At 47.0% G+C, this 21,167-nt stretch carries 21 protein-coding genes and 1 tRNA gene; 16 read left to right on the forward strand and 6 right to left on the reverse strand.

The features are described 5' to 3' along the window. On the reverse strand, nt 1-1,919 hold a 1,919-nt coding region (locus Q0K92_RS11415; protein ID WP_297325927.1), incomplete at its 3' end, for an MtrB/PioB family decaheme-associated outer membrane protein. Between the two features lie 14 nt (nt 1,920-1,933). Then, nucleotides 1,934-2,887 (reverse strand): DmsE family decaheme c-type cytochrome, encoded by a 954-nt coding sequence (locus tag Q0K92_RS11420; protein WP_297325928.1) that lies wholly within the window; start codon nt 2,885-2,887, stop codon nt 1,934-1,936. Between the two features lie 1,337 nt (nt 2,888-4,224). Here Q0K92_RS11420 and Q0K92_RS11425 point away from each other — a divergent pair. From Q0K92_RS11425 to Q0K92_RS13115, 3 genes are all read left to right on the forward strand, one after another. Next, nucleotides 4,225-4,554, forward strand: a complete 330-nt coding sequence (locus Q0K92_RS11425) for a hypothetical protein (protein ID WP_297325929.1) — start codon at nt 4,225-4,227, stop codon at nt 4,552-4,554. Between the two features lie 37 nt (nt 4,555-4,591). After that, complete coding sequence (locus Q0K92_RS11430; protein WP_297325930.1) at nt 4,592-5,983, forward strand: FAD/NAD(P)-binding oxidoreductase; 1,392 nt, start codon at nt 4,592-4,594, stop codon at nt 5,981-5,983. 83 nt (nt 5,984-6,066) lie between these two features. Next, nucleotides 6,067-6,243, forward strand: a complete 177-nt coding sequence (locus tag Q0K92_RS13115) for a helix-turn-helix domain-containing protein (RefSeq protein ID WP_366084370.1) — start codon at nt 6,067-6,069, stop codon at nt 6,241-6,243. A 134-nt stretch (nt 6,244-6,377) separates the two neighbouring features. On the opposite strand, the gene Q0K92_RS11435 is transcribed toward Q0K92_RS13115, so the two are convergent. Continuing rightward, nucleotides 6,378-6,509: a hypothetical protein gene (locus Q0K92_RS11435; protein ID WP_297325931.1), complete on the reverse strand. Its 132-nt coding sequence runs from the start codon at nt 6,507-6,509 to the stop codon at nt 6,378-6,380. A 389-nt stretch (nt 6,510-6,898) separates the two neighbouring features. Between Q0K92_RS11435 and Q0K92_RS13120 the strand changes: the two genes are divergently transcribed. The 12 genes from Q0K92_RS13120 to Q0K92_RS11485 all read left to right on the forward strand — a co-directional run bounded on the left by Q0K92_RS13120 (nt 6,899) and on the right by Q0K92_RS11485 (nt 18,762). Further along, entirely contained in the window at nt 6,899-7,042 is a 144-nt protein-coding gene (locus tag Q0K92_RS13120; RefSeq protein ID WP_366084372.1) for a DUF4347 domain-containing protein, read from the forward strand. Nucleotides 7,043-7,146: 104 nt separating this feature from the next. Further along, nucleotides 7,147-12,819 carry an FG-GAP-like repeat-containing protein gene (locus Q0K92_RS11440; protein ID WP_297325932.1) on the forward strand — a complete coding sequence of 1,891 codons (5,673 nt, stop codon included), beginning with the start codon at nt 7,147-7,149 and terminating at the stop codon, nt 12,817-12,819. After that, complete coding sequence (locus tag Q0K92_RS11445; protein ID WP_366084377.1) at nt 12,762-13,016, forward strand: hypothetical protein; 255 nt, start codon at nt 12,762-12,764, stop codon at nt 13,014-13,016. The genes Q0K92_RS11440 and Q0K92_RS11445 overlap by 58 nt, the downstream gene beginning before the upstream one ends. Further along, on the forward strand, nt 12,973-13,209 hold the full coding sequence (locus Q0K92_RS11450; protein WP_297325934.1) for a VCBS repeat-containing protein: 237 nt from the start codon (nt 12,973-12,975) through the stop codon (nt 13,207-13,209). The genes Q0K92_RS11445 and Q0K92_RS11450 overlap by 44 nt, the downstream gene beginning before the upstream one ends. A gap of 466 nt (nt 13,210-13,675) precedes the next feature. Next, the gene (locus Q0K92_RS11455; RefSeq protein WP_297325935.1) at nt 13,676-13,939 is read left to right on the forward strand and encodes a hypothetical protein; all 264 of its coding nucleotides are present in this window, start codon (nt 13,676-13,678) and stop codon (nt 13,937-13,939) included. A gap of 242 nt (nt 13,940-14,181) precedes the next feature. Further along, on the forward strand, nt 14,182-14,508 hold the full coding sequence (locus Q0K92_RS11460; protein WP_297325936.1) for a hypothetical protein: 327 nt from the start codon (nt 14,182-14,184) through the stop codon (nt 14,506-14,508). A 117-nt stretch (nt 14,509-14,625) separates the two neighbouring features. Then, the gene (locus Q0K92_RS13125) at nt 14,626-14,829 is read left to right on the forward strand and encodes a hypothetical protein (RefSeq protein WP_366084379.1); all 204 of its coding nucleotides are present in this window, start codon (nt 14,626-14,628) and stop codon (nt 14,827-14,829) included. A 223-nt stretch (nt 14,830-15,052) separates the two neighbouring features. Next, nucleotides 15,053-15,280, forward strand: coding sequence for a hypothetical protein (locus tag Q0K92_RS11465; RefSeq protein ID WP_297325937.1), 228 nt, complete (start codon nt 15,053-15,055; stop codon nt 15,278-15,280). Nucleotides 15,281-15,761: 481 nt separating this feature from the next. Continuing rightward, on the forward strand, nt 15,762-16,079 hold the full coding sequence (locus tag Q0K92_RS11470; RefSeq protein ID WP_297325938.1) for a hypothetical protein: 318 nt from the start codon (nt 15,762-15,764) through the stop codon (nt 16,077-16,079). A gap of 490 nt (nt 16,080-16,569) precedes the next feature. Continuing rightward, on the forward strand, nt 16,570-17,232 hold the full coding sequence (locus tag Q0K92_RS11475; protein WP_297325939.1) for a protocatechuate 3,4-dioxygenase: 663 nt from the start codon (nt 16,570-16,572) through the stop codon (nt 17,230-17,232). Between the two features lie 3 nt (nt 17,233-17,235). Then, nucleotides 17,236-18,186 carry a thioredoxin-disulfide reductase gene (gene trxB / locus Q0K92_RS11480; RefSeq protein WP_297325940.1) on the forward strand — a complete coding sequence of 317 codons (951 nt, stop codon included), beginning with the start codon at nt 17,236-17,238 and terminating at the stop codon, nt 18,184-18,186. A gap of 66 nt (nt 18,187-18,252) precedes the next feature. Further along, nucleotides 18,253-18,762, forward strand: coding sequence for a Smr/MutS family protein (locus Q0K92_RS11485; RefSeq protein WP_297325941.1), 510 nt, complete (start codon nt 18,253-18,255; stop codon nt 18,760-18,762). 41 nt (nt 18,763-18,803) lie between these two features. Here Q0K92_RS11485 and Q0K92_RS11490 read toward each other — a convergent pair whose 3' ends face one another. From Q0K92_RS11490 to Q0K92_RS11500, 3 genes are all read right to left on the reverse strand, one after another. Then, complete coding sequence (locus Q0K92_RS11490; RefSeq protein WP_297325942.1) at nt 18,804-19,175, reverse strand: TraR/DksA family transcriptional regulator; 372 nt, start codon at nt 19,173-19,175, stop codon at nt 18,804-18,806. Between the two features lie 101 nt (nt 19,176-19,276). Further along, complete coding sequence (locus tag Q0K92_RS11495) at nt 19,277-19,810, reverse strand: peroxiredoxin (RefSeq protein ID WP_297325943.1); 534 nt, start codon at nt 19,808-19,810, stop codon at nt 19,277-19,279. 15 nt (nt 19,811-19,825) lie between these two features. Beyond that, nucleotides 19,826-21,061 carry an MFS transporter gene (locus Q0K92_RS11500; RefSeq protein WP_297325944.1) on the reverse strand — a complete coding sequence of 412 codons (1,236 nt, stop codon included), beginning with the start codon at nt 21,059-21,061 and terminating at the stop codon, nt 19,826-19,828. A gap of 30 nt (nt 21,062-21,091) precedes the next feature. Here Q0K92_RS11500 and Q0K92_RS11505 point away from each other — a divergent pair. Beyond that, nucleotides 21,092-21,167: transfer RNA gene (locus tag Q0K92_RS11505), tRNA-Arg, on the forward strand.

Here is a 21,167-nt window from a genome sequence, read left to right on the forward strand (position 1 = left end):
GCAAACAGTCTTGCATTGCTTAACTCGGTGGAGATATTGGGCACCGAATATGTCTCCGGATCGCTGGTTTTCTGGTTAAATTTATCAGTAATAAAAGAGTGCGATAAACTGGCCCCGACTTCCACTTTCTCAGTGGGTTTCCCATTGATATCAGCTCCAAATGAAGTGCCGATATTTTGTAGATTGGCAGACCAGATTTCACGCGAACCATCAGCGGAACTCCAATTTCTTGAAGCTTGATCGATATGGGTTTCATTGCGTGAGAACCATGCGATCGTTTGCAAGTTCTCAGAAAATGTATATACCGCATCCACCGAATAGTTTCGTGCGGAACCATTCCGTAACCCAAGGTTTGAGCCGCTGCGATGTCCATAATTATCGATTGATTCATCGATCATCACTTGCAGCGATAGCGGTTCAATGGGCTCCCAGTTAAGCGCTAAGCGTACCTTGTCCCGGTTGCGGTCAGAAAGATTCAGTGGGGCGATCAGGTTGAAGTAAGTATCACCCGTTCCGGTCGCCGTCGAAATGAAAGGCGATCCAAATCGATTGCTGTGTATGTAGGCAATCGATCCTGTCAGGGTATCGGCCAAGGTGCGCCGTATTTCCACCCGATAGGAGATTTCATCCGTTTTGGCGCGATGACCGACAAAAGTAGGCTGCCAGCGACGATCCCAATGCTCATACTCAACACCGCCGATCAAACGAAAATTCATCGGCAACGTGTAATTGGCTTCAAATCTACTCGTCAAGGTACTGAATGAGCGCGGGTGATTGAGTCCGCTCCAGCTATTTCCATTGAGATCCGGCTGTCTCGCCAATGGATTGTATAACAGCACGGGGGTGTTATCGTCGCGATCTTCAAATCGAACATTCGCCAGTAACGATAATTTGGGTAACGGACGGCTGGTAATTCCGCCTTGTATTAATGTGGTATCAATTTTCCCGCCCAGATTGCTGCCAACGCCAGGGACCAGCAATTGCGTGGCAAAGAAGCTGTCTGTCTGCGTTGCATGGGTATAAGCCGCTTTGAACGTACCATGGGTGGTTGGGCTAAAACTATACCCGCCGGATAGAAATAACTGATGCGACTGATTGTCCGGCGGCAGCGCAATCGGCGTATATAAGCTCGGTGCGTAGATTCCACCTGCACTGCTGCCGCCGGTAGTCTGCAAGGCGGTGTTCTTATTGACAAACATGGTTCCATAATACCCGCCGGATAACTGTAAATCCTGACCGTTATAATTCAGGGTGCCGCCAAATTGCCGGGTTGAATAGTTAATGGGTTCGGGTAAAAATTCATAACCGCCGACTATGCTCGGAAGCGGTGGTCCCAAACGATTGCCGCGCCCGAAAATTCTTGATCCATCTTTTTCTTCATTACGGAAATGGAATTGCAATTCAAAATTGCCCGGCAACAATCGGCTCATTCCGAAGGATATCGTTTCACGTTCGGTTTTCAGTTGCGCCGGTTCACCGGTGGTGGGGGATGTTGGTACATCCAGATGCGCACCGCCGATGCCTGTGACGGCGGTCACGGCCGTGAATGGCTCATATCTGGGTGTCTGGCTGAAATCAATGAAGTAACTCCAGTGACCTTGCTTATTATGCTCGAACCGGACATCGCGATTCTGCAAGCCAAGATTGCGCCCAAGCAACTTAAGCCAGGTGCCGGTATTATCATCGCGCTTGGTGATGTCGACATTGAAAAGGCCATAAGGACCTTCATTGCGCACACCACTGTATTGGCCAAAACGGGCATTATCATCCGACAGGTAACCTGCGCCAAAATTAATCGTACTCTGCGGTTTAGTTAATCGTTTGAGATTCTCATCTTCGGTTGACAGGGCTGCTTCAGCGGCCAGCAAGAGAGAACAAGCAGACATGATCTGCATAAACTTCTTGGTTGATTTGTTCATTTTTCATCTCCCAATCAGCGCTGCAGCAGATCTTCAAGGCGCACATTTTCAGGGTTGTTGCTGCCGTGAATCTGGGTATGGCAATTGACACAACCCCTGGCCAGGAGATTTCTTCGATAAGAACCATCGATTGTTCCCGGGCTGCCCTGATGCGTATTGGGCTCATGACATTCCTGACAAAGAAACGGCGAGCGAACTCTCAGCAGATTGGGCGCTGTCGTGCCGTGAGGATTGTGGCAAAGTGCGCAATTTTCCTGAACCGGCGGGTGATTGCGCACGAACGGGCCGCGCTTTTCCATATGGCAGGTATAGCAGGTGTCGTTGATGCTGTCCCGCACCATACTGCTGGGTCCCACCGAACCGTGGGGATTATGGCAATCGGAGCAGATCACTTTTCCTTCCCGGGTAGGATGGCGGGAGGGGCGGTTGATTTGTGCACGTTGTTCTTTATGGCAGGAAAAACATACTTCCGTCTGCGTGATGCGGTCGCGTACTTTGTCTTGCGCGGTGTGTATCTGGTGACAGGAGGTGCAAGCGACATCACGATTGGCGTGCGTACTGCTGATCCAATGCATTTGTTTGCCGCCTTGATGACAGCTCAGACAGGCTTTGTTTCTATCTTCAACGGGATTTTTTGAATTCTTACCAAACGTGCGTGATGGCATGGGCACTTTTTCAGGCCTATCCATGTGACGGATACTCTTGCCATGACAGCTCGTGCAAGTGGGCGCACGCTCATCGGCGACAGTTCCATGCTTGGTTTTACCGATAGCGAGCACAGATTCGGCGCCTTCATCGTGGCAACCGGTGCATGTCTTGTCACCTCGTATTACTAAATCTTCAGCTGCTTCGTCATCGTCGTCATCTTGCGCCATGACATTTTGGGATAGTATCCCGAGATTCAGCGCAAAAAATATCACAAGAATTTGTAAAAAAAAGATGTGTGTGTTCCTCATAAAAATTTCCATAATTTCCTCCTTATCTGCTACTGATTCAGCATGAACTGGCAATGTGGCTATTCAGTCCTGCCGAATAAGATGTGATGCTGATGAATGTAAGAAATGGATTTCTTACATCGGTTATTGATTTAATGATTCAGCGTGAATTGAGAATGTGACTATTCAGTCCTGCTGAATGACTTGTGGTGCTGATTGGCGTAAGAAATGGATTTCTTACAATTGAGTATTTTCCTATCTTAGTTCGCCATGAGTGCGGCGTAACTGAGCTTTCCTATTACTTCTTATTGCGTTTGAATTCTTTTACCAAATCACACGATCATCAGTAATCCAGCAGAATTACCAACTTTTTTTGTCTAGGGATTGAAGTGGATTGAAAGGTAGCGCTTAAATTTGAAGCAACGCTGGTTGATAGCTTTTTCATGCTATTTCTCCATGATTTGAGTTAATTTAACATCGGTCAGTCGTTACACCATAAACGTGTAATTAATTCCCACATATTTTTACACTACATGGGAAATTTTCCCATGTCAACAACTGGCGCAATAATTTCCCTGATTTATTATTCTCAAATCAGTCATTAATTCTCGAAAACCGTTTCACTGAATGCGCGAATCGTAAATTTACGAATAGACGATTCGCGTTATCAGGTCGAGAGCAATCATAAGCTAGGGTAAGTCGTGGTGTTTTCCCTTCGGGATTGTTAGCGCGGGATCGCCAAGGTTGTGAGAATTAACCTATTGGCAATCATCAGGAAGTAATTGGCGATCAATGAGATCGACGTGCAGCATGCCGCACATGCTGCTGTAATGACTGCCAACTAGGATATTGGCAGTCTATTTCATTATTTTTATACCTCAGGGGAAAATGCCTTATCGACATTGAGTCTTGACAGTTTTTCGTTATAGCAATGGGAAATTTTAAAAAGTGAATATTGAAGGTACATTTTTTTGGCTAAACCAAGAGAGTGCTTGAGATATAGAGATATCACATATGAAATTTAACGCTCGCATCATGCAGGAGAATGTCACACAAAATACTTGACATGGGATTTTTTCACACGTACTTTAAAAATAGATCATGGGAAAAAATCACATGAAAATGTATCCCTAATATTTTGATGAGTGAGGGATGGAAAATGTGGATGTTACGATGTGCGGACATGTGATCCCGTTGATTCTGACGACAGTATGATGGCCAAGGGATCAGTGGGTTAAGGTCTCTAAGTCTCTAATTGTAAGCCTTGATCATAGTGAGCCAATTTTCAAAGCAAGCTGGTTTGGTAACAGAAAGATTGAGTTCCATGATGGTAAAACTTGGCCAACCTACAACAAACTTGGAGAATACTTATGAAAAACGAATCACTCCGCGTAAAAACTTTGGCAATAGCCCTGTTACTGGCGGTCATCGCTATACCTCATCAAACCTATGCTGCTGCGCCCGACAACGGCGCTGCATTGGCTGAGAGCTGTGCTGCCTGTCATGGCACGGACACCAATCGTACCGAAGGTTTCGAAAACCTTCTGGGGGAAAATCACTATCAAGACTTGATCGAGATGAAATATCGAAGCCGTCCGGAGTCCATTATGGATTGGGTAGCCAGGACTTATACTGATCAACAATTGAGTGAAATTAGCCAATACCTCAGGGCCCACGGACAGAAGTCTGGTAGCCATTGAGATATCCGAAGCTAACAATTTCGTAGGAGCAAGCCTTATGAAAAGACGTAATTTTTTTAAATTCGCGGCAGCCGTACCAGTCGTTGCGATGCTGCCAGAACTGAGCCATGCCGCTGTGGTGGGCGCTAGTCCAAAAAAGATTTTGGTAGTGGGAGGCGGCATGGGCGGCGCAGCAGCTGCCCGATATTTAAAATTATGGGGCGGAAATGCTGTCGATGTATATCTGATCACCAAAGATGCTAGCTATAGCACTTGTATCCAATCCAACCTGGTGATCACCGGCGCACAGCCTCTCAGCAGTATTACCCGGAATTATAGTGCCCTTGCTAGCTCCGGGATAAATGTTCAGCAGAACAAAGTAACGGGCATTAAACAGGAAGGAGCACAAGTTCTGGTTTCTTTCAGTGTTCCACCCAAACTTCATACACCCTCTCAATATGATTATGTGATCCTATCGCCGGGTATGGGGCCTGTACCGGATTCCATTCCCGGAGAGACTCGCGATTTCTCACTGAGCTTTTGGGAAGGCAGCAAAGCGCTGGATCTGAAAAATGCTTTGGATCATATTCCCAATAGCGGTACCTTCGTGATCTCGATCCCTTCGGGCTCATACAAAGGATCCCTAGCACCCTATGGGCGAGCTTTTGCCGTAGCTGATTATTTGCAGAGCCGAAATTGTAAGGTTATTGTGGTAGATGGCCATACCGATTTTGTTTCCCAAAAGAATGATTTTGTTGCAGCTCTGCAAAGTTTCGGAAGTCACTTACAACAAACACCCAGTAAGTACAGTTACTTCGCCGGTAAAACTGTCGAGTACTATCCTGGTGCGACTTTAAACGCGGTAAATCTGAAGTCCAAAATCCTACATACCAACCTACCGATTAACTTCGGATTGTCCAAAGACGGCGATATCCCTTATCACGCAGCTAATGTGATTCCGCCGCAAAAAGCGAACCTTGATTTCGCTCCAGCTTTACTGGAAGGGGGGGCTTTCGCCCCAGTTAATGCCCAAACCTTCGCCTCCACGGTTACTGGTTATTCGCATGTTTATGTGATTGGTGACGCCGCCTTTTTGCCATTGCCAACTACCCCACCCGCCAGTGTGCCCAAAAGCGGGCATGCCGCGGTCGACGAGGCCAAAATCGCCGCTGCCGCCATACTCCGGAAGATTGCCGGCCGTGCACCAGAAACCTCTCTAGTGATCTCCGCTGTTCAGTACAATGCCATCCGGTCCACCAGCGCCCATAAAGGGATCTATGCGCATGCCGGGTATCAGTGGGATCAAGCGCACGATTCCTGGGTGGCGAGTGGCGGTTTCCTTGGTGACCCCTCAAGCACAAAGGATCAAGCGGCTCATATCTCTCAGGAAATTTATAGCCAGGGCTTGACGTGGCGAAATGCCCTTCTCGCTGATGCTTTTGGGCGTTAAGGATGGCGCGCTCAATAGTCAACCTCAACACCTAAGAGAGGTTAAGGTGTTGGGATGAAAAAAGAGAAAAGCGGTATCAGCAGTTGAATGCAGAAGAACGAGCGACAATCATGTTGATGCGACAAGAAGAGAGTGGATTACGAGCCATGGGGCGATTTCTGAAGCGCTATCCCAGTACCATTGCAGGGAGCTTGCACGTAACTCGGATTGTAAATCTGGTTATATTGCATCACAGGCTGGTGCACAGACCAGCCGGTTGAGAACTAACAGACCGTTGAGAAACGTTTTCGAGGCAGCCGATACCAGGCAAAACAGGTGAGAAAGCGCAGGGGGTATATTAACTTCTCCCAAAACGCCGCACACTTTTTGAATGTCGCTATAAATTTGCTGAAATCTATCTTATCACCGCCAACTTGTCGCTGCCTGATCGTTTAAGCAAATCCACATAAAAATTAATTTCTTCCCGAACAACTGCATCGAGCAATAAAGCATAAGTGACCACTATTCGGGTTAATTGTGGATGCACTCTTATCACTCCTGCCGATCAGTTATAAAGTCAGCCCGCCGCCACCGCTGAGTGGTCGCCCAATAAGGTATAACTGCTCTTGTGGCATATGCAATATATTGAAAAATATAAATAATTGGTTTAAGAAGTAATGAAAATGCAATTATACTTAATGTGTTGATTATGAATACTGACAAATATAATTAAACCATAAAATGATATTTCATTCATTGAATGAAAGTCATAGATCTGGCATGCGTATCACAAAACCCGCTGACATGGGCCATTATTCTTCGTCTGACTAATGACACTGCTTATGAAATGGGATAAGCTCTCACGCTATTTTAGGCACTGGACGCTTCAGCTCCTAAAACCAATAAAAATCAATGTGCTAATGGGAGCAAAAGAGCATGTTAAATCGCGTCATTTTCATCAACGCAGATGTTTCAAACTATCAAACACTGATCTCACAACTACCCACTGATTCTGAAGTCGTTCTATTAGACACCGAGCGAGATGGCGTGATGCAAATCACTGTCGCCTTTATAAGGTAAATGCAGTTTTAGGTTTATAACCAGATCCTGCTCTACATAAAAAATCCTCATAACTATTTACGAGAATTTCTCGACCTCATTCAGCATTCAAGGACAGTATTAACATGGTTACTACCACAGAATATGCGCTCCTGGCAGGAGCTTCTTACATTGCAAGTCGAAATCCCATCAACCAACTCCCGATGCCTAATGATTGGTCAAAAGTGGATTACTTTGCCGATACAAATTCCCCAAGTAGCGGTTTTGAGGCAGCTACATATTTTAACGGTACTGATTATGTCATTTCTTATGCAGGAACAAATGATAATGATTTTAGTGGGGACTTACTAACAGATCTAAACTTAGGTCTATTTGGTAAAGTAACTGAGCAATTAAAATTAGCTGCTAAATATTACATAAATACGTTAAAAGCACATCCTGATGCGAATATTCTGTTTACAGGGCATTCACTGGGTGGTGGATTAGCTGCTTTAATGGCTGTTTACTTTAACAAAACAGCAGTAACGTTTGATCAAGCGCCGTTTCGCAATGCGGTCAGTTTCGAATCTGCCGTAATCTTAAGAAATTATTTGGAGGATGAGTTCCCAGATACTGATGCTACAAATGCGAACATTCAGAATTGGCTTAACCCTCTATCTAGTATTGTGAATGGCGGAAGTTCATTAATAAACAGTATCTTGTATGATAGAGAGCAAGCGATCACTAATACTAATGTGCAAAATGAATTCTTATCCAAGTGGCTAATAATAAATCTATTTTCTTCAAGAATTGGTATATCGGCATTATCAGACCCACTAGGGCATGGTTCAGTTGATCTTCCCGCTATAACTCTACATTCCCAGGCCTTGCTGATCGCTCTTTTAACGAATAAAGAATTTCAAGATGTTACATTCGTTTTATCCGATTTATTGCCGATGATTTTCAGCGATAATCTGTATAACAATCGCACAAGCCCTCCAAATCTTGAGAACTTCATCGAGCGACTTGTTCGCCATGAATTTGGTAATGCACCTGTGATTACTTCAGCCGATTTGATGCTGTCCCGTTTTACTCATGATCTACAGAAAATTGCGCAAAATGATGGTTTAACCTTAAAAGAATTTACCTGGAGAGCATCTGTTGAGTCTGGAATACCTGAGATATTCACTGCACCTTTAATAGGTGACACTCTTATTGCTTTTGCCATGCAAAAGTACTATACCGAAACCAACTGGAATGCATTACCAATCCTTTTTTCTGATGTTCCAGGTGGCATTCAATTCGACCGCAATGACGTAGCAAGCACGTTAAACAATGCCAAAGGCTATAATCTTTTCTTTAAAACTTATATTGAAAAAATCTTCTCCAGCAACGAACAGGCAAGCATTAACAGCATTCTTCCAAACTTGCGCGATTGGTATGTGCAAGCCGGTTTAAATGCTCTCGATGCAACCGATACGCTTAATCGTGGGGCTTTCATGCTGGGCGGTGATGGTAATGATAAGCTTACAGGCGGCAACCAAGCAGATTTACTAATCGGCAACGACGGATTCGATATTCTTAATGGTGGAAATGGCAATGATGTATTAATCAGCCACGACAACATAGGGCTAGAGATTTTAAATGGTGGTGCTGATTACGACGCTTATTTTGCAGATAGCAGCACTACCATCATAGACAGTGATGGTCATGGCCGTATTAGTTTTGACAATATTCTACTCAATGGCGGATCGTTCGTAAAAGGTGCAGATGTTTACAAAAGCAGTGATGGTAAAGTTTTTTACCAACCTTCTGCCAATGGCATGACTGCTTATATGAATGCCTCTCAAGGGAGTAGTCCTCAAGGTGCTCAGCAACTCAATATTCAGGCACCCCTCAGTCCACCCAGTACAGATACCTCAGGAACAACAACCAGCGGCATGCCTGGCATGGGAATCTCGTTAACAAAAAAAGAGAAAGATCCTCAAGATCCCCAAACACCTGAGCCACTGAGGGAAGCCCAACAATATGTTCCTCCGCGCCGTGATCCGCTAACCTTCGATCTTGACGGCGATGGACTGGAAACGACCGGCATCGACGCTACTAATCCCATTCTGTTCGACCATGATGGGGACGGTATTAAAACAGCTACCGGCTGGGTGAAAGCGGATGATGCCTTCTTGGTGCGGGATAGAAATGGTAACGGCAGTATTGATAACGGCGCCGAATTGTTCGGCGACAACACGCCGCTGGCTGCCGGTGGCAAGGCGGTGGATGGGTTTGCCGCGCTGGCTGACCTTGATAGCAATCAAGATGGCAAAATCAGTAGTGCCGATACGCAATTTGCCAACTTGCGCTTATGGCGCAACCTGAACCAGAACGGCGTTTCGGATACCGGAGAATTATTCACACTCAATACACTGGGCATTGCCAGTATCAACGTCACCAAGCAAATCAACAGCCAAGTACTGCCGGACGGCAACCGCATTGCCGATTTGGGTACTTACACCCGGATGGATGGCAGTTTGGGCGGATTGGGCGAAACCAGTCTACTGGGTGACATTGATCTGGTTGAAAATACCTTCTTCCGCACCTTCGCCAGCCCGCTTGACACCACGGCGGTTGCCGGTTTGCCGGACATGCAAGGCAGCGGGCAGATCAGGGATTTGCGCGAAGCAGCCACGCTCTCACCCACATTAACGCAATTGCTGACCAGTTTTGCCGCCGACACGGCGTATAGCGGACAGAAAGCCAAGCTGGATGCGATTGTTAAAGCATGGGCGGATACCAGCACCATGCAGGCTACTTTTACCGGCGCCTTTAACGGTCACCCGCTCAACGTCAGTTTTGCGGGAATTACTAACGGTAGTCCTGCGTATCAAGCCTGGATGGAAAAATTGACCACTATTGAACGATTCATCGGTCAAACTTTCCGCCCTGTCCCTATCGGCACAGATGCCGTGAACATCAATCTTGCCACCGAACAACTGACGCTATTGCAACAAAGCTACGACATCATCAAGGAATCCGTCTACGGCAGCTTGGTAATGCAAACCCGGCTCAAGCCTTTTCTTGATTTGATTACATTCACAGTGGATAGCACTGCCGCTTATATAGACTTCACCGCGACCAAGAATGCCTTGCAAGCGGGTATTAACGCCAATGCCGCCGCAGGCATGGCAAATCTGCTTGATTTTGAGAAATTTGCCGGGAAAGAACTGCGCGATTCGGGTTGGGATGGGACGGATTTGATTATTTCTAATCTCATTTCACTTCCCATTACCCCCGCATTACAGGCTGTTTATGACGATTACGGGGCTAGAACGGGATCTGCGGGAACCGACCAGAATGACTTTTTGCTGGGGAATAATCTGGACAACACCCTGGACGGCAAGAATGGCGATGACTTCCTGTTCGGTAGTAGCGGCAACGATACTTTGAGCGGTGGTGCGGGCAATGACATGTTGGTTGGCGGCGTTGGTAATGATGTATTGAATGGCGGTATTGCTGGCGGCTATGGTATCGGCAACGATACCTATCAATTCAGCGTTGGCTCAGGTCAGGACATCATTAACGACTACGATTCGACGCTGGGCAGTGTGGATAAAATTCAGTTGGGGGCGGGAATATTGCCCGGTGATGTATCGGTTTCGCGCAACGGCAATGATTTGATTCTTAAATTCGCTACTGCAACCGATCAGCTCGCCGTTGCCAACTGGTATAGCAGCCCGGATTACCGCATTGAGCAACTATCCTTTGCCAATGGCACGGTGTGGGATCAGGCAGATTTGTATAATAAAGGTAACCTCTCGTTTGCTCCGGTGGTGGATTATGCAGTGGGGGAACGCTCTATTGCAATTACTGCGGGCGACTTTAACAACGATGGCAAACTCGATTTAGCTATTGCTAATGATTTAGGTAATAAAGTTTCTGTGTTATTGCGTAATGCTGAGAATACAGGTTTTGATCCTAAAGTCGATTATGCAGCAGGCACTTATCCTACTAGCATTAGTGCAGCCGACTTCAATGGCGATGGCAAACTTGATCTGGCCCTTGGTGCAGGTACTGTTTCAAGGGATCCTGGTTCAATTTCAGTATTGCTTCATAGTGCCTCTAATTTTGATTTTGACCCAAAAACTGTCTTGGATCTGGGTATGTCAGCAGCTAATCTAGCGATTAGCACGGGAGATTTTAATGGCGATGGCAAGATCGATTTGGCTGCGGCTTCCTATGACCTCTACAGTGTAAATGGCACAGTTTCGGTTTTTATGCGTAATGCCGAGAATACCGGCTTTGATACTAAAGTCGATTATGGATCATTTACATATAAGACGCCCTATGATATCTGTACAGGGGATTTTAATGGTGATGGCAAACTTGATTTAGCCACGGCTAATGTCAAAGCTGACGGTACAAATACAGTTGCAGTTTTTCTGCGTAATGCAACTAATACAGGTTTTGATCCTGAAGTCGATTATGCTACTGGTCGTGACCCCCGTGATATTGAGATAGGCGATCTCAATAATGATGGTTTGCTCGATTTGGCTGTATCAAACTGGTCTGGACACACAATTTCTGTGCTACTGCGTAATGCTGCGAATACGGGTTTTGATCCTAAAATCGATTATGTTGTAGGTAATGACGTTCACATTCCCATTTCGATAAGCAAGGGAGATTTTAATAGCGATGGCAAACTTGATCTGGCAGTAGCCAATCTAGGTTACTACACAGATTCATTCGTTTCAGTATTGCAGAATGATTCTAACACTACACCAACTATTACTTCTGATAGATCAACCACTGACTTTACTGGACAAGCACCTGTTGTAGTAGCAAATACAATTACCATCCATGATGTGGATGGTAATGCCGACTGGAACGGCGGCATGCTCCGCGTGCAAATTACCAGCAACGCTTCCACCAATGATAATTTATTACTGCCAACCGCCAATAATGGCGGCATTTGGCTAAATACCACGGGTAATATTCTGATGGCTAACACCACGGCCATCGGCACTACCGATGCTGCCTTTGTCACCGGTGGCGCTGCATGGACATTGACCTTCAATTCGGCAGCTACGAATGCTTTAGTGCAAAGCACGGCGCAGGCAATTCAATTCAATAATGCCAGCGGATCACCTAGCACAGCGGATCGCACGGTGACGTTTACTGCCATGGATAAAAACACGGGCTATGATACCGCCGTGCAAACGATCAAAGTCACCATCGTCAATCACAACCCAACCGTCATAGCGCCCTTGGTCGATCAGGCAGTACAAACCGGCACGCTGGGGTGGAGTTACAATCCCAGTGCAGCCTTTAGTGATGAAGATGCCGGAGATACTTTAAGTTACAGTGCCACGCTGGCTAATGGCAATCCTTTGCCTGCCTGGATATTGATGGACGCAACAACCGGCGTGCTGACAGGATCACCGAGTGTCAGTGATCGCGGGTCTTATGCACTGATTGTGAAAGCGACTGACACGCACGGATCCAGTGTCAGCACCCCTCTGACCGTCGCAGCCACTGCATTTAACGCAGGTAAATTGCTGGTTAGCACGGCGGGCAATGATGTGCTTGCTGGTACTGTGTCGAACGATACCGTGACTTATGCTTTCGCCACGGCGCCAGTCACAGTTTCCTTGGCGACTACTACGCAGCAAAATACCCTCGGCGCAGGATTGGATACTCTGACCAATATCAATAATCTGATTGGCAGCAATTTCAACGATACTTTGACGGGCAACGGACAGAAAACGCCCTGGATGGCGGAGCCGGTAGCGATACGCTCAATGGCGCTGGTGGTGCGGATACCATGATCGGCGGGTTGGGTAATGATACGTTTGTTGTGAACAATGTCGGTGATGTCAGCACCGAGTTCCTGAATGAAGGCACCGATAAAGTCAACAGTAACATTACATACACGTCATTTTCTTATTATTTGGTGAAATACCGGGATCCTCAAGTTGACTATGCCGATACAATTAGCACGGGCGATTTCAATGGTGATGGCTAATGTCAAAGCTGACGGTACAAATACAGTTGCAGTTTTTCTGCGTAATGCAACTAATACAGGTTTTGATCCTGAAGTCGATTATGCTACTGGTCGTGACCCCCGTGATATCGAGATAGGCGATCTCAATAATGATGGTTTGCTCGATTTGGCTGTATCAAACTGGTCTGGACACAATTTCTGTGCTACTGCGTAATGCTGCGAATACGGGGTTTTGATCCTAAAATCGATTATGTTGTAGGTAATGACGTTCACATTCCCATTTCGATAAGCAAGGGAGATTTTAATACGATGGCAAACTGATCTGGCAGTAGCCAATTGAGGTTACGACACAGATTCATTCGTTTCAGTATTGCAGAATGACCCAACACTACACCAACTATTACTTCTGATAGATCAACCACTGACTTTACTGGACAAGCACCTGTTGTAGTAGCAAATACAATTACCATCCATGATGTGGATGGTAATGCCGACTGGAACGGCGGCATGCTTCGCGTGCAAATTACCAGCAACGCTTCCACCAATGAGATAATCCACTGCCAACCGTCAATAATGGCGGCATTTGGCTAAATACCACGGGTAATATTCGTACGGCTAACACTTACTGCGCCATCGGCACTACCGATGCTGCCTTTGTCACCGGTGGCGCTGCATGGACATTGACCTTCAATTCGGCAGCTACGAACGCTTTAGTGCAAAGCACGGCGCAGGCAATTCAATTCAATAATGCCAGCGGATCACCTAGCACAGCGGATCGCACGGTGACGTTTACTGCCATGGATAAAAACACGGGCTATGATACCGCCGTGCAAACGATCAAAGTCACCATCGTCAATCACAACCCAACCGTCATAGCGCCCTTGGTCGATCAGGCAGTACAAACCGCACGCTGGGTGGAGTTACAATCCCAGTGCAGCCTTTAGTGATGAAGATGCCGGAGATACTTTAAGTTACAGTGCCACGCTGGCTAATGGCAATCCTTGGCCTGGTAATATTGATGGACGCAACAACCGGCGTGCTGACAGGATCACCGAGCGTCAGTGATCGTGGGTCTCATGACTGATTGTGAAAGCCACTGACACGCACGGATCCAGTGTCAGCACCCCTCTGACCGTCGCAGCCACTGCATTTAACGCAGGTACCCGCTGGTGAAGCACGGCGGGGAATGACGTGCTTGCCGGACGTTGTGCGAGGAAGTCGTGACTTACGCTTTCGCCACGGCGCCAGTCACAGTTTCCTTGGCGACTACTACGCAGCAAAGGACCCCTCTTGGCGCAGGATCGGATACTCTGACCAGATCAATAATCTGATCGGCAGCAATTTCAACGATACTTTGACGGGCAACGGACAGAATAACGCCCTGTATGGCGGAGCCGGTAGCGATACGCTCAATGGCGCTGGTGGTGCGGATACCATGATCGGCGGGTTGGTAATGATACGTTTTTGTCGGGCGGCAATGTTGGTGATGTCAGAATCTAAAGTTCTGGAATGAAGGCACCGATAAAGTCAACAGTAACATTACATACACATTGCCACTCAATATCGAGAATCTGACCTTGATCGGCGCATTGGTGGTCGATGGCACAGGCAATGATCGGATAACGTCATCATAGGCAATGGCGCGGCTAATCAATTACATGGTCAAGCAGGCAACGATACGCTGAATGGTGGAGGCGGTGATGACACGCTCACTGGCTGGTCTGGCGTAGTACACTATGATCGGCGGACTACTGGACCAACACTTATTCTGTCAGAATACGGGCGACATTGTCACGGAATGACGCCGGTACTGATACTGTCAGTACCGAACTGACTTATACGCTGCCGAGAATGTCGAGAATCTGATTTTGACGGGCACAACGGCTGTCAATGGTACGGGTAACGCCCTGGCGAACGTGATCACTGAACAATGCGGTTAATCAGTTAAACGGGCAGGCCGGTAACGATACGCTCAACGGCGGTGGCTGCGGGCAATGATATTCTGATGGCGGCAGTATGAATACGTTAACGGTGGAACCGGTAACGATGTCTTTAAATTGACCACGGCAGGTCATATCGACACGATCGCTGACTATAACGTCGCTAATGACACCATCCAACTTGAAAATGCTGTATTGACCGCACTGACAGCCGGTGTTGTGGCTGCTGGTCAGTTCAGGGTTGGCACGAAAGCGCTGGATAATAATGATTTTGTCATTTACAACAATGTGACGGGAGCGCTGTTATACGACGCGAATGGCAATGGCGCTGGAGCTACTGTGTAGATTGCTACGTCAGCGCCGGGTTGGCGATGACTAATTTGGATTTCGGTAGTGATATAAATAAAAAAGCAGGTGATTAAAAAATAGAATCCCACATAGAACACAAAGCAAAAAGAGGAAATGAATGAAGCTTGTTAGCGGTCTGAATTATTTGGTATTGTTTTGTATTTCAACGCATAGATTGCAGCGCCCGTAGCACCCTACTACTTATTCTCCGATGGAGCAACTGTAACCGTTAGTTGGAATTGAAGTTTCCGGGTGCAACCTATATAATCGAGTTATGCCGATTCCATACATTGGCCGACAGTCGATAGGCACTCTGGATGTAGGAACGCAGACTGTTTTTCTGCCGATTTGTGGGAAGGAGCAGCCTTCTATATCGCAGCTTCTCAGGAGGAGATGGCCAGGGTTTTAGCGGATACTCAATATAGAGAGCTTTTATTATTCCATCCTCTCCCTCTCGGTAAATCTCTCCGGGAATTGGATGTTCATTGAAACAAGTGCAGGAACTGACTGCGGCAGCGTGCCAAGGAAGCTGATTAACGGAATTGTTGAGATTAATCAATTAAATGATACGGTAACGATAAAACTTCCAGGGGGATCTGTCATCGGTGACATACTGGATAATGAGGAACTGGGAATGTTTGGAAATATCTCCGAAGACGTAGGAGGCACGACTCAAATCGTAATGGACTTCTTTATTACACCAGGGAATCCAAACTTATCTGGATTTGCAGGATGGACGTGGATGAATGGATCAACAGAATGTTCCGGTAGTTCGAATATTTCTCTCTCAAGATGAAGTTATTCATCATTAAATCATTATCTTAATGGGATTTCTGCATCTCGTCTCGGATAAAATCATTTTTACTTGAGTAACTGTGTAGCGATGGCGACGGGCTGACTATGTGGTTGATCGGCAAGGAGTGATAAGAGTGCATCCACAGTTGATCCAAATAGTGGTTTACTAAAGCGCGAATTCAAGTTCGAAGTGCAACAGCCAAGGTTCTGTCGCATTAACCAACCCAACAAGCGTAATTGGTTTAATGGTTATAGCTTGCCTATCGATGCTAATATTTCTTGTTTTATGTAGTCTAATGATTGGTTCGGATTGATTGAGAGATATCGATGAGTGAATGAAACCGAGTTTCAATATCCAAATCGTCCATGAGTTGTTTCGACAGCAGGATTGTGTCTCGCGCCACGCAGATCAATGACATAAATATATGTCCAACAATCTTTAACAATCCGCTTGGTGATGAGACAACAATCTTCATATGAGCAAAATTATTATGAAAGCAATCTCCAGAAGAAGCATGGTCAAATTAAGCATGCTGGGCAGCATAGCCGGTGCATTGGGTTTCAGCAGCAGTTTCGGTAAAGCGTTGGCGATCATGCCGACTCCCAGTGAAACGGAAGGGCCGTTTTATCCGGTAAACGATCAGCGGGATAAAGATGCTGATTTGACACAAGTCGATGGACATGCAGGTATAGCTCGAGGTCAGCACATCATCGTCAGCGGTCAGGTTACGGATATCGCCGGGAATCCAATTGACAAGGTACTGTTGGATATTTGGCAGGCGGATACCAATGGTCGTTATCGTCATCCGCATGATCCCAACACGGCAAAGCTGGATGAAAACTTCCAGGGCTGGGCGATTATCAGAAGTGGCACCAATGGTTTGTTCCGCTTCAAAACAGTTATGCCCGGCGCTTATCCCGCCAGCAGTACCTGGATCAGGCCGCCGCACATCCACTTTAAAATCTCCAGACAGGGCTACCGTGCATTGACGACACAAATGTATTTTCCGAATGAAGCACTCAACCAGACGGATTTATTGTTGCGCAATAAATCCGCGGCGGAACAGTCGGTCATGATCGCCCAAAAGGTAAACCAGCAAGGCAATTTGCCCATTTACGAGTACAATATTGTTCTCGATTTACTGCATAAATAAATTATGACAATCAAACACAGTTCATTGCTTATCCTGGGCTCCGGACCGGCGGGTTATACCGCTGCGGTCTACGCGGCGCGCGCTAATCTGAATCCGGTCGTGATTACCGGATTAGCGCAGGGCGGGCAGTTGATGACAACGACCGATGTGGACAACTGGCCGGCTGATGCGATGGGCGTACAAGGGCCGGAATTGATGGAGCGATTTCAGAAACATGCGGAGCGTTTTGCTACTGAAATCATTTTTGACCATATCCATACGGCAAAACTGACGGAGAAACCGATCACGCTAATCGGCGATCAGGGAACTTATACCTGTGATGCGCTGATTATCGCCACCGGCGCTTCCGCGCAGTATCTGGGTTTACCCTCGGAAGAGGCGTTTATGGGGCGGGGCGTGTCCGGTTGTGCAACCTGTGACGGTTTTTTCTATAAAGGACAGGATGTTGCTGTTATTGGCGGCGGCAATACTGCAGTGGAAGAAGCGCTTTATCTTGCCAATATTGCACGTAGCGTAACGGTGGTTCACCGGCGTGATCAGTTCCGCTCGGAAAAAATTCTGATTGATAAATTGATGGATAAAGTTCGTAACGGCAACATCAAATTGGCACTGAATCATGTCTTGGATGAAGTGCTGGGCGATCAATCCGGCGTGACCGGCATGCGCATCAAAAGCATACAAGATAATTCCACACAAACGATCGATTTGCAGGGTGTTTTCATCGCGATCGGTCATAAACCCAATACGGACATTTTTACCGGGCAACTGCACATGGAAAATGGCTATATTGTGACTCGCAGCGGCGGTCAGGGCAATGCGACAGCTACCAGCATACCCGGTGTATTTGCCGCAGGTGATGTGCAGGATCACATCTACCGTCAGGCGGTAACCAGTGCTGCCAGTGGCTGCATGGCGGCATTGGATGCAGAAAAATACCTCGATGATTTAAAGTAAGTTGAATAAAATCAACGATTTAGTGGATTAATGTCAGAAAAGGATCGGGACAAGGAGAGTGACGAAATGGCATTGTTTCACGCGGCAATGCGTGATGTGGCGCCACTACCCGCCTCAGATAAAGTAATCTCCAGCGGTTCAAAAATCCCGCCGATTCCCAGGAAAGCAAGATATCAGGAACAAGCCGCATCCGCAGATGCGCTTTCGGACCATATTGCTGTCGAAATTGAGGCGGGCGATGAATGGTCTTATGTGCGCCCCGGCATGTCGCATCAAACATTACGGCGGTTACGCCGCGGTCACTGGGGAATCCAGGACAATCTGGATTTGCATGGTTTTACGCGTGATGAAGCCAGGCAGGAATTAAGCGTTTTTTTGGATGACTGTGTGCACAAAAATTTTCGCTGCGTTCGTGTCATTCACGGCAAAGGATTGACATCAAAAAACCGCGCGCCGGTTTTGAAAGCCCGAGTTGGAAATTGGCTGATGCAACGTACGGATGTGCTGGCTTTCTGTCAAGCCAGACCTGAGGATGGCGGCGGTGGTGCCATCCTGGTTTTGTTAAAGTCAATCTGACAGACTGTTGATTGCGATGAGAACAGAGAAATGATTCGTGGCTATAACGAAGGATTCGATTCCTTCAAAAATGCTTTTTCATACGCGCTCTGACATGGAACGCAACGTTGTGCTGACGGATATGCAAGCAACCGCTCAAAGCCAATCTCATTACCGCAATCGATACAATCGCCGAATTCCAATTCGCTCAAATACTTCATCGACATTTCCAATTCACGCATCTCGTTAATCTGCCGGTCAACCAGTGCCGTATCGATATCATCCGGTATATTATTCAAATATTCCGCCAACTCAAAATCATGAATGTCCTTGGTATGCGCCAGTTCGTTGCGCACTTCTTGCTGTAAATCCAGATAACGCTTGTGCAATGCAGCTTTAAGCTGCACGAGTTGATCTGCGGTAAAATTTGCCATCCTGCCTCCTTTCGATAATAACCTCTATATGCTGTCTGAAACGAAATTTTCAATTGTTGATGGAAGTCAAAAGAACATCATTCTTCGAAATTCCGTGCTGGTTATACTGCTTGTAAATGTTTTAAATCGTTAATCACTTCAGCGGAATTACGCGCCGCGCTTGCCGACAAATACATGCGTGCAATTTTTCCTTGTGGATCAATCAGAAATGTATTGCGCTTGGCAAATTTAACAAGACCCAGATTAATCAGGGAATGATACCGCGCCGCTGTTTCCGCGGTAGTATCTGCCAACAATGGAAATTGCAGATGATATTTTTTGGCAAAGTCGGCATGACTGCTCGTGCCATCGACACTCACGCCAATCACCTCGGCACCCAGATCCGTCAACTCCTGAAGGCCGTCACGAAAGGCGCAGGCCTGCTTGGTGCACCCGGGTGTATCGTCTTTTGGATAAAAATACAAAGCCAGCCATTTTCCTTGAAAATCGGCCAGCGCATGTGTTTTTCCATGCTGATCGGCCAGTTTGAAATCAGGGGCGGATTGACCCAACTTCAGTGATTGTGTGTTTCTGGAAAAAAACCAGAACATGAATCCCAACGCAACTACCGACAAAATAATCGTAAACCATTCCATGATATTGATCCGTCCTTATTTATTATGCGTATGATGCCGCACCGGCCAGGCCCACAAGCGCAGCAACAGGGTAGCCAACAGCGCTAACAGGCTGGCAAATAAAAATGCCGCTGCCGCGCTGTATACATGCCATATCACCCCAAACAGCAATCCCGCCGGGATAGCGGCAATGCCACTCACCAAATGATACCAGCCAAACGCCGTGCCATGTTCGTCGGGCGATGCATAATCGCTGATCAATGCACGCTCCGCGCCTTCGCTCATGCCCATCAACAAGCCATAAAAAATACTCACCATCCATAGCCCAATGCCGGTTGTTACTTGGCTTAACATTAAAAACGCTATCGCAAGTGCCGACCAACCGATCAGAATCAAAGCACCGCGCCCGAAATGATCCGCCAATTGCCCTCCCTGCGTGGAAGTAATCGCCTTGGCAAGATTGAGCGTCGCCCAAAGTAATAGCAGCTCGACAACGCCAATACCTAATTCATGACCGAATAACAAAATGAAAGTTTCAGAAGCACGTGCAAAGGTGAACAGCATCAATACCCATAAGTAATGCTGCATCGGCACAGACAATGCAGACCAGCGCAGTGGTGGAAGCACTCGCGGTAATTCTACAGGTTGAGTTTGACTGTTTTTCTCGTCCTTGACGCCTGCACCCAACAACGCCACTGCGACAAAACCGGGAATCGCCGACCATAGAATCACTTCACTCAAGCTTAAATCAGACCAAGCCAGCACAGCCGCTGCCGCCAATGCACCTGCGACCGCTCCCGCATTATCCAACGCCCGATGAAAACCAAACGCATAACCGCGCATATGTGACGGCGTCGCATCGGCTACCATCGCATCCCGCGGCGCACTGCGCAAACCCTTACCAACACGATCAATACTGCGTAGCAATAATACCGTAACCCACGAACCCGCCAGTCCGAGCAATGGCCGCGCCAGATTGGAAAGCGTATAACCCGTTAACGCCAAGCCTTTGCGCCGCCCGCTCATCACATCGGAATGCCGCCCCGACCATAATTTCAGAAAACAAGCCAAAGCATCCGCAACCCCCTCGATCAATCCCAGCGCAATCGGCCCGGCCGCCAGCACAGTCGCTAATAATATCGGAATCAGCGGCACGACAATATCCGAAGCAAAGTCATTGAAGAAACTGACCAATCCAAGAAAAACCACCGTTTTGGGCAATTTTTTTGAAACAACTGGATTTAAGGGATTCGGCTGATCAGGTTTATGCATGGTGTGATATTAGCGTAAAATACCGAATGTGCCCTGGTAGCTCAGTGGATAGAGCAACCCCCTCCTAAGGGGTAGGTCGCACGTTCGATTCGTGTTCAGGGCGCCA

Origin of the sequence: Nitrosomonas sp. (assembly GCF_024282095.1) — a bacterium.
In the GTDB taxonomy this organism is placed as follows: Bacteria; Pseudomonadota; Gammaproteobacteria; order Burkholderiales; family Nitrosomonadaceae; genus Nitrosomonas.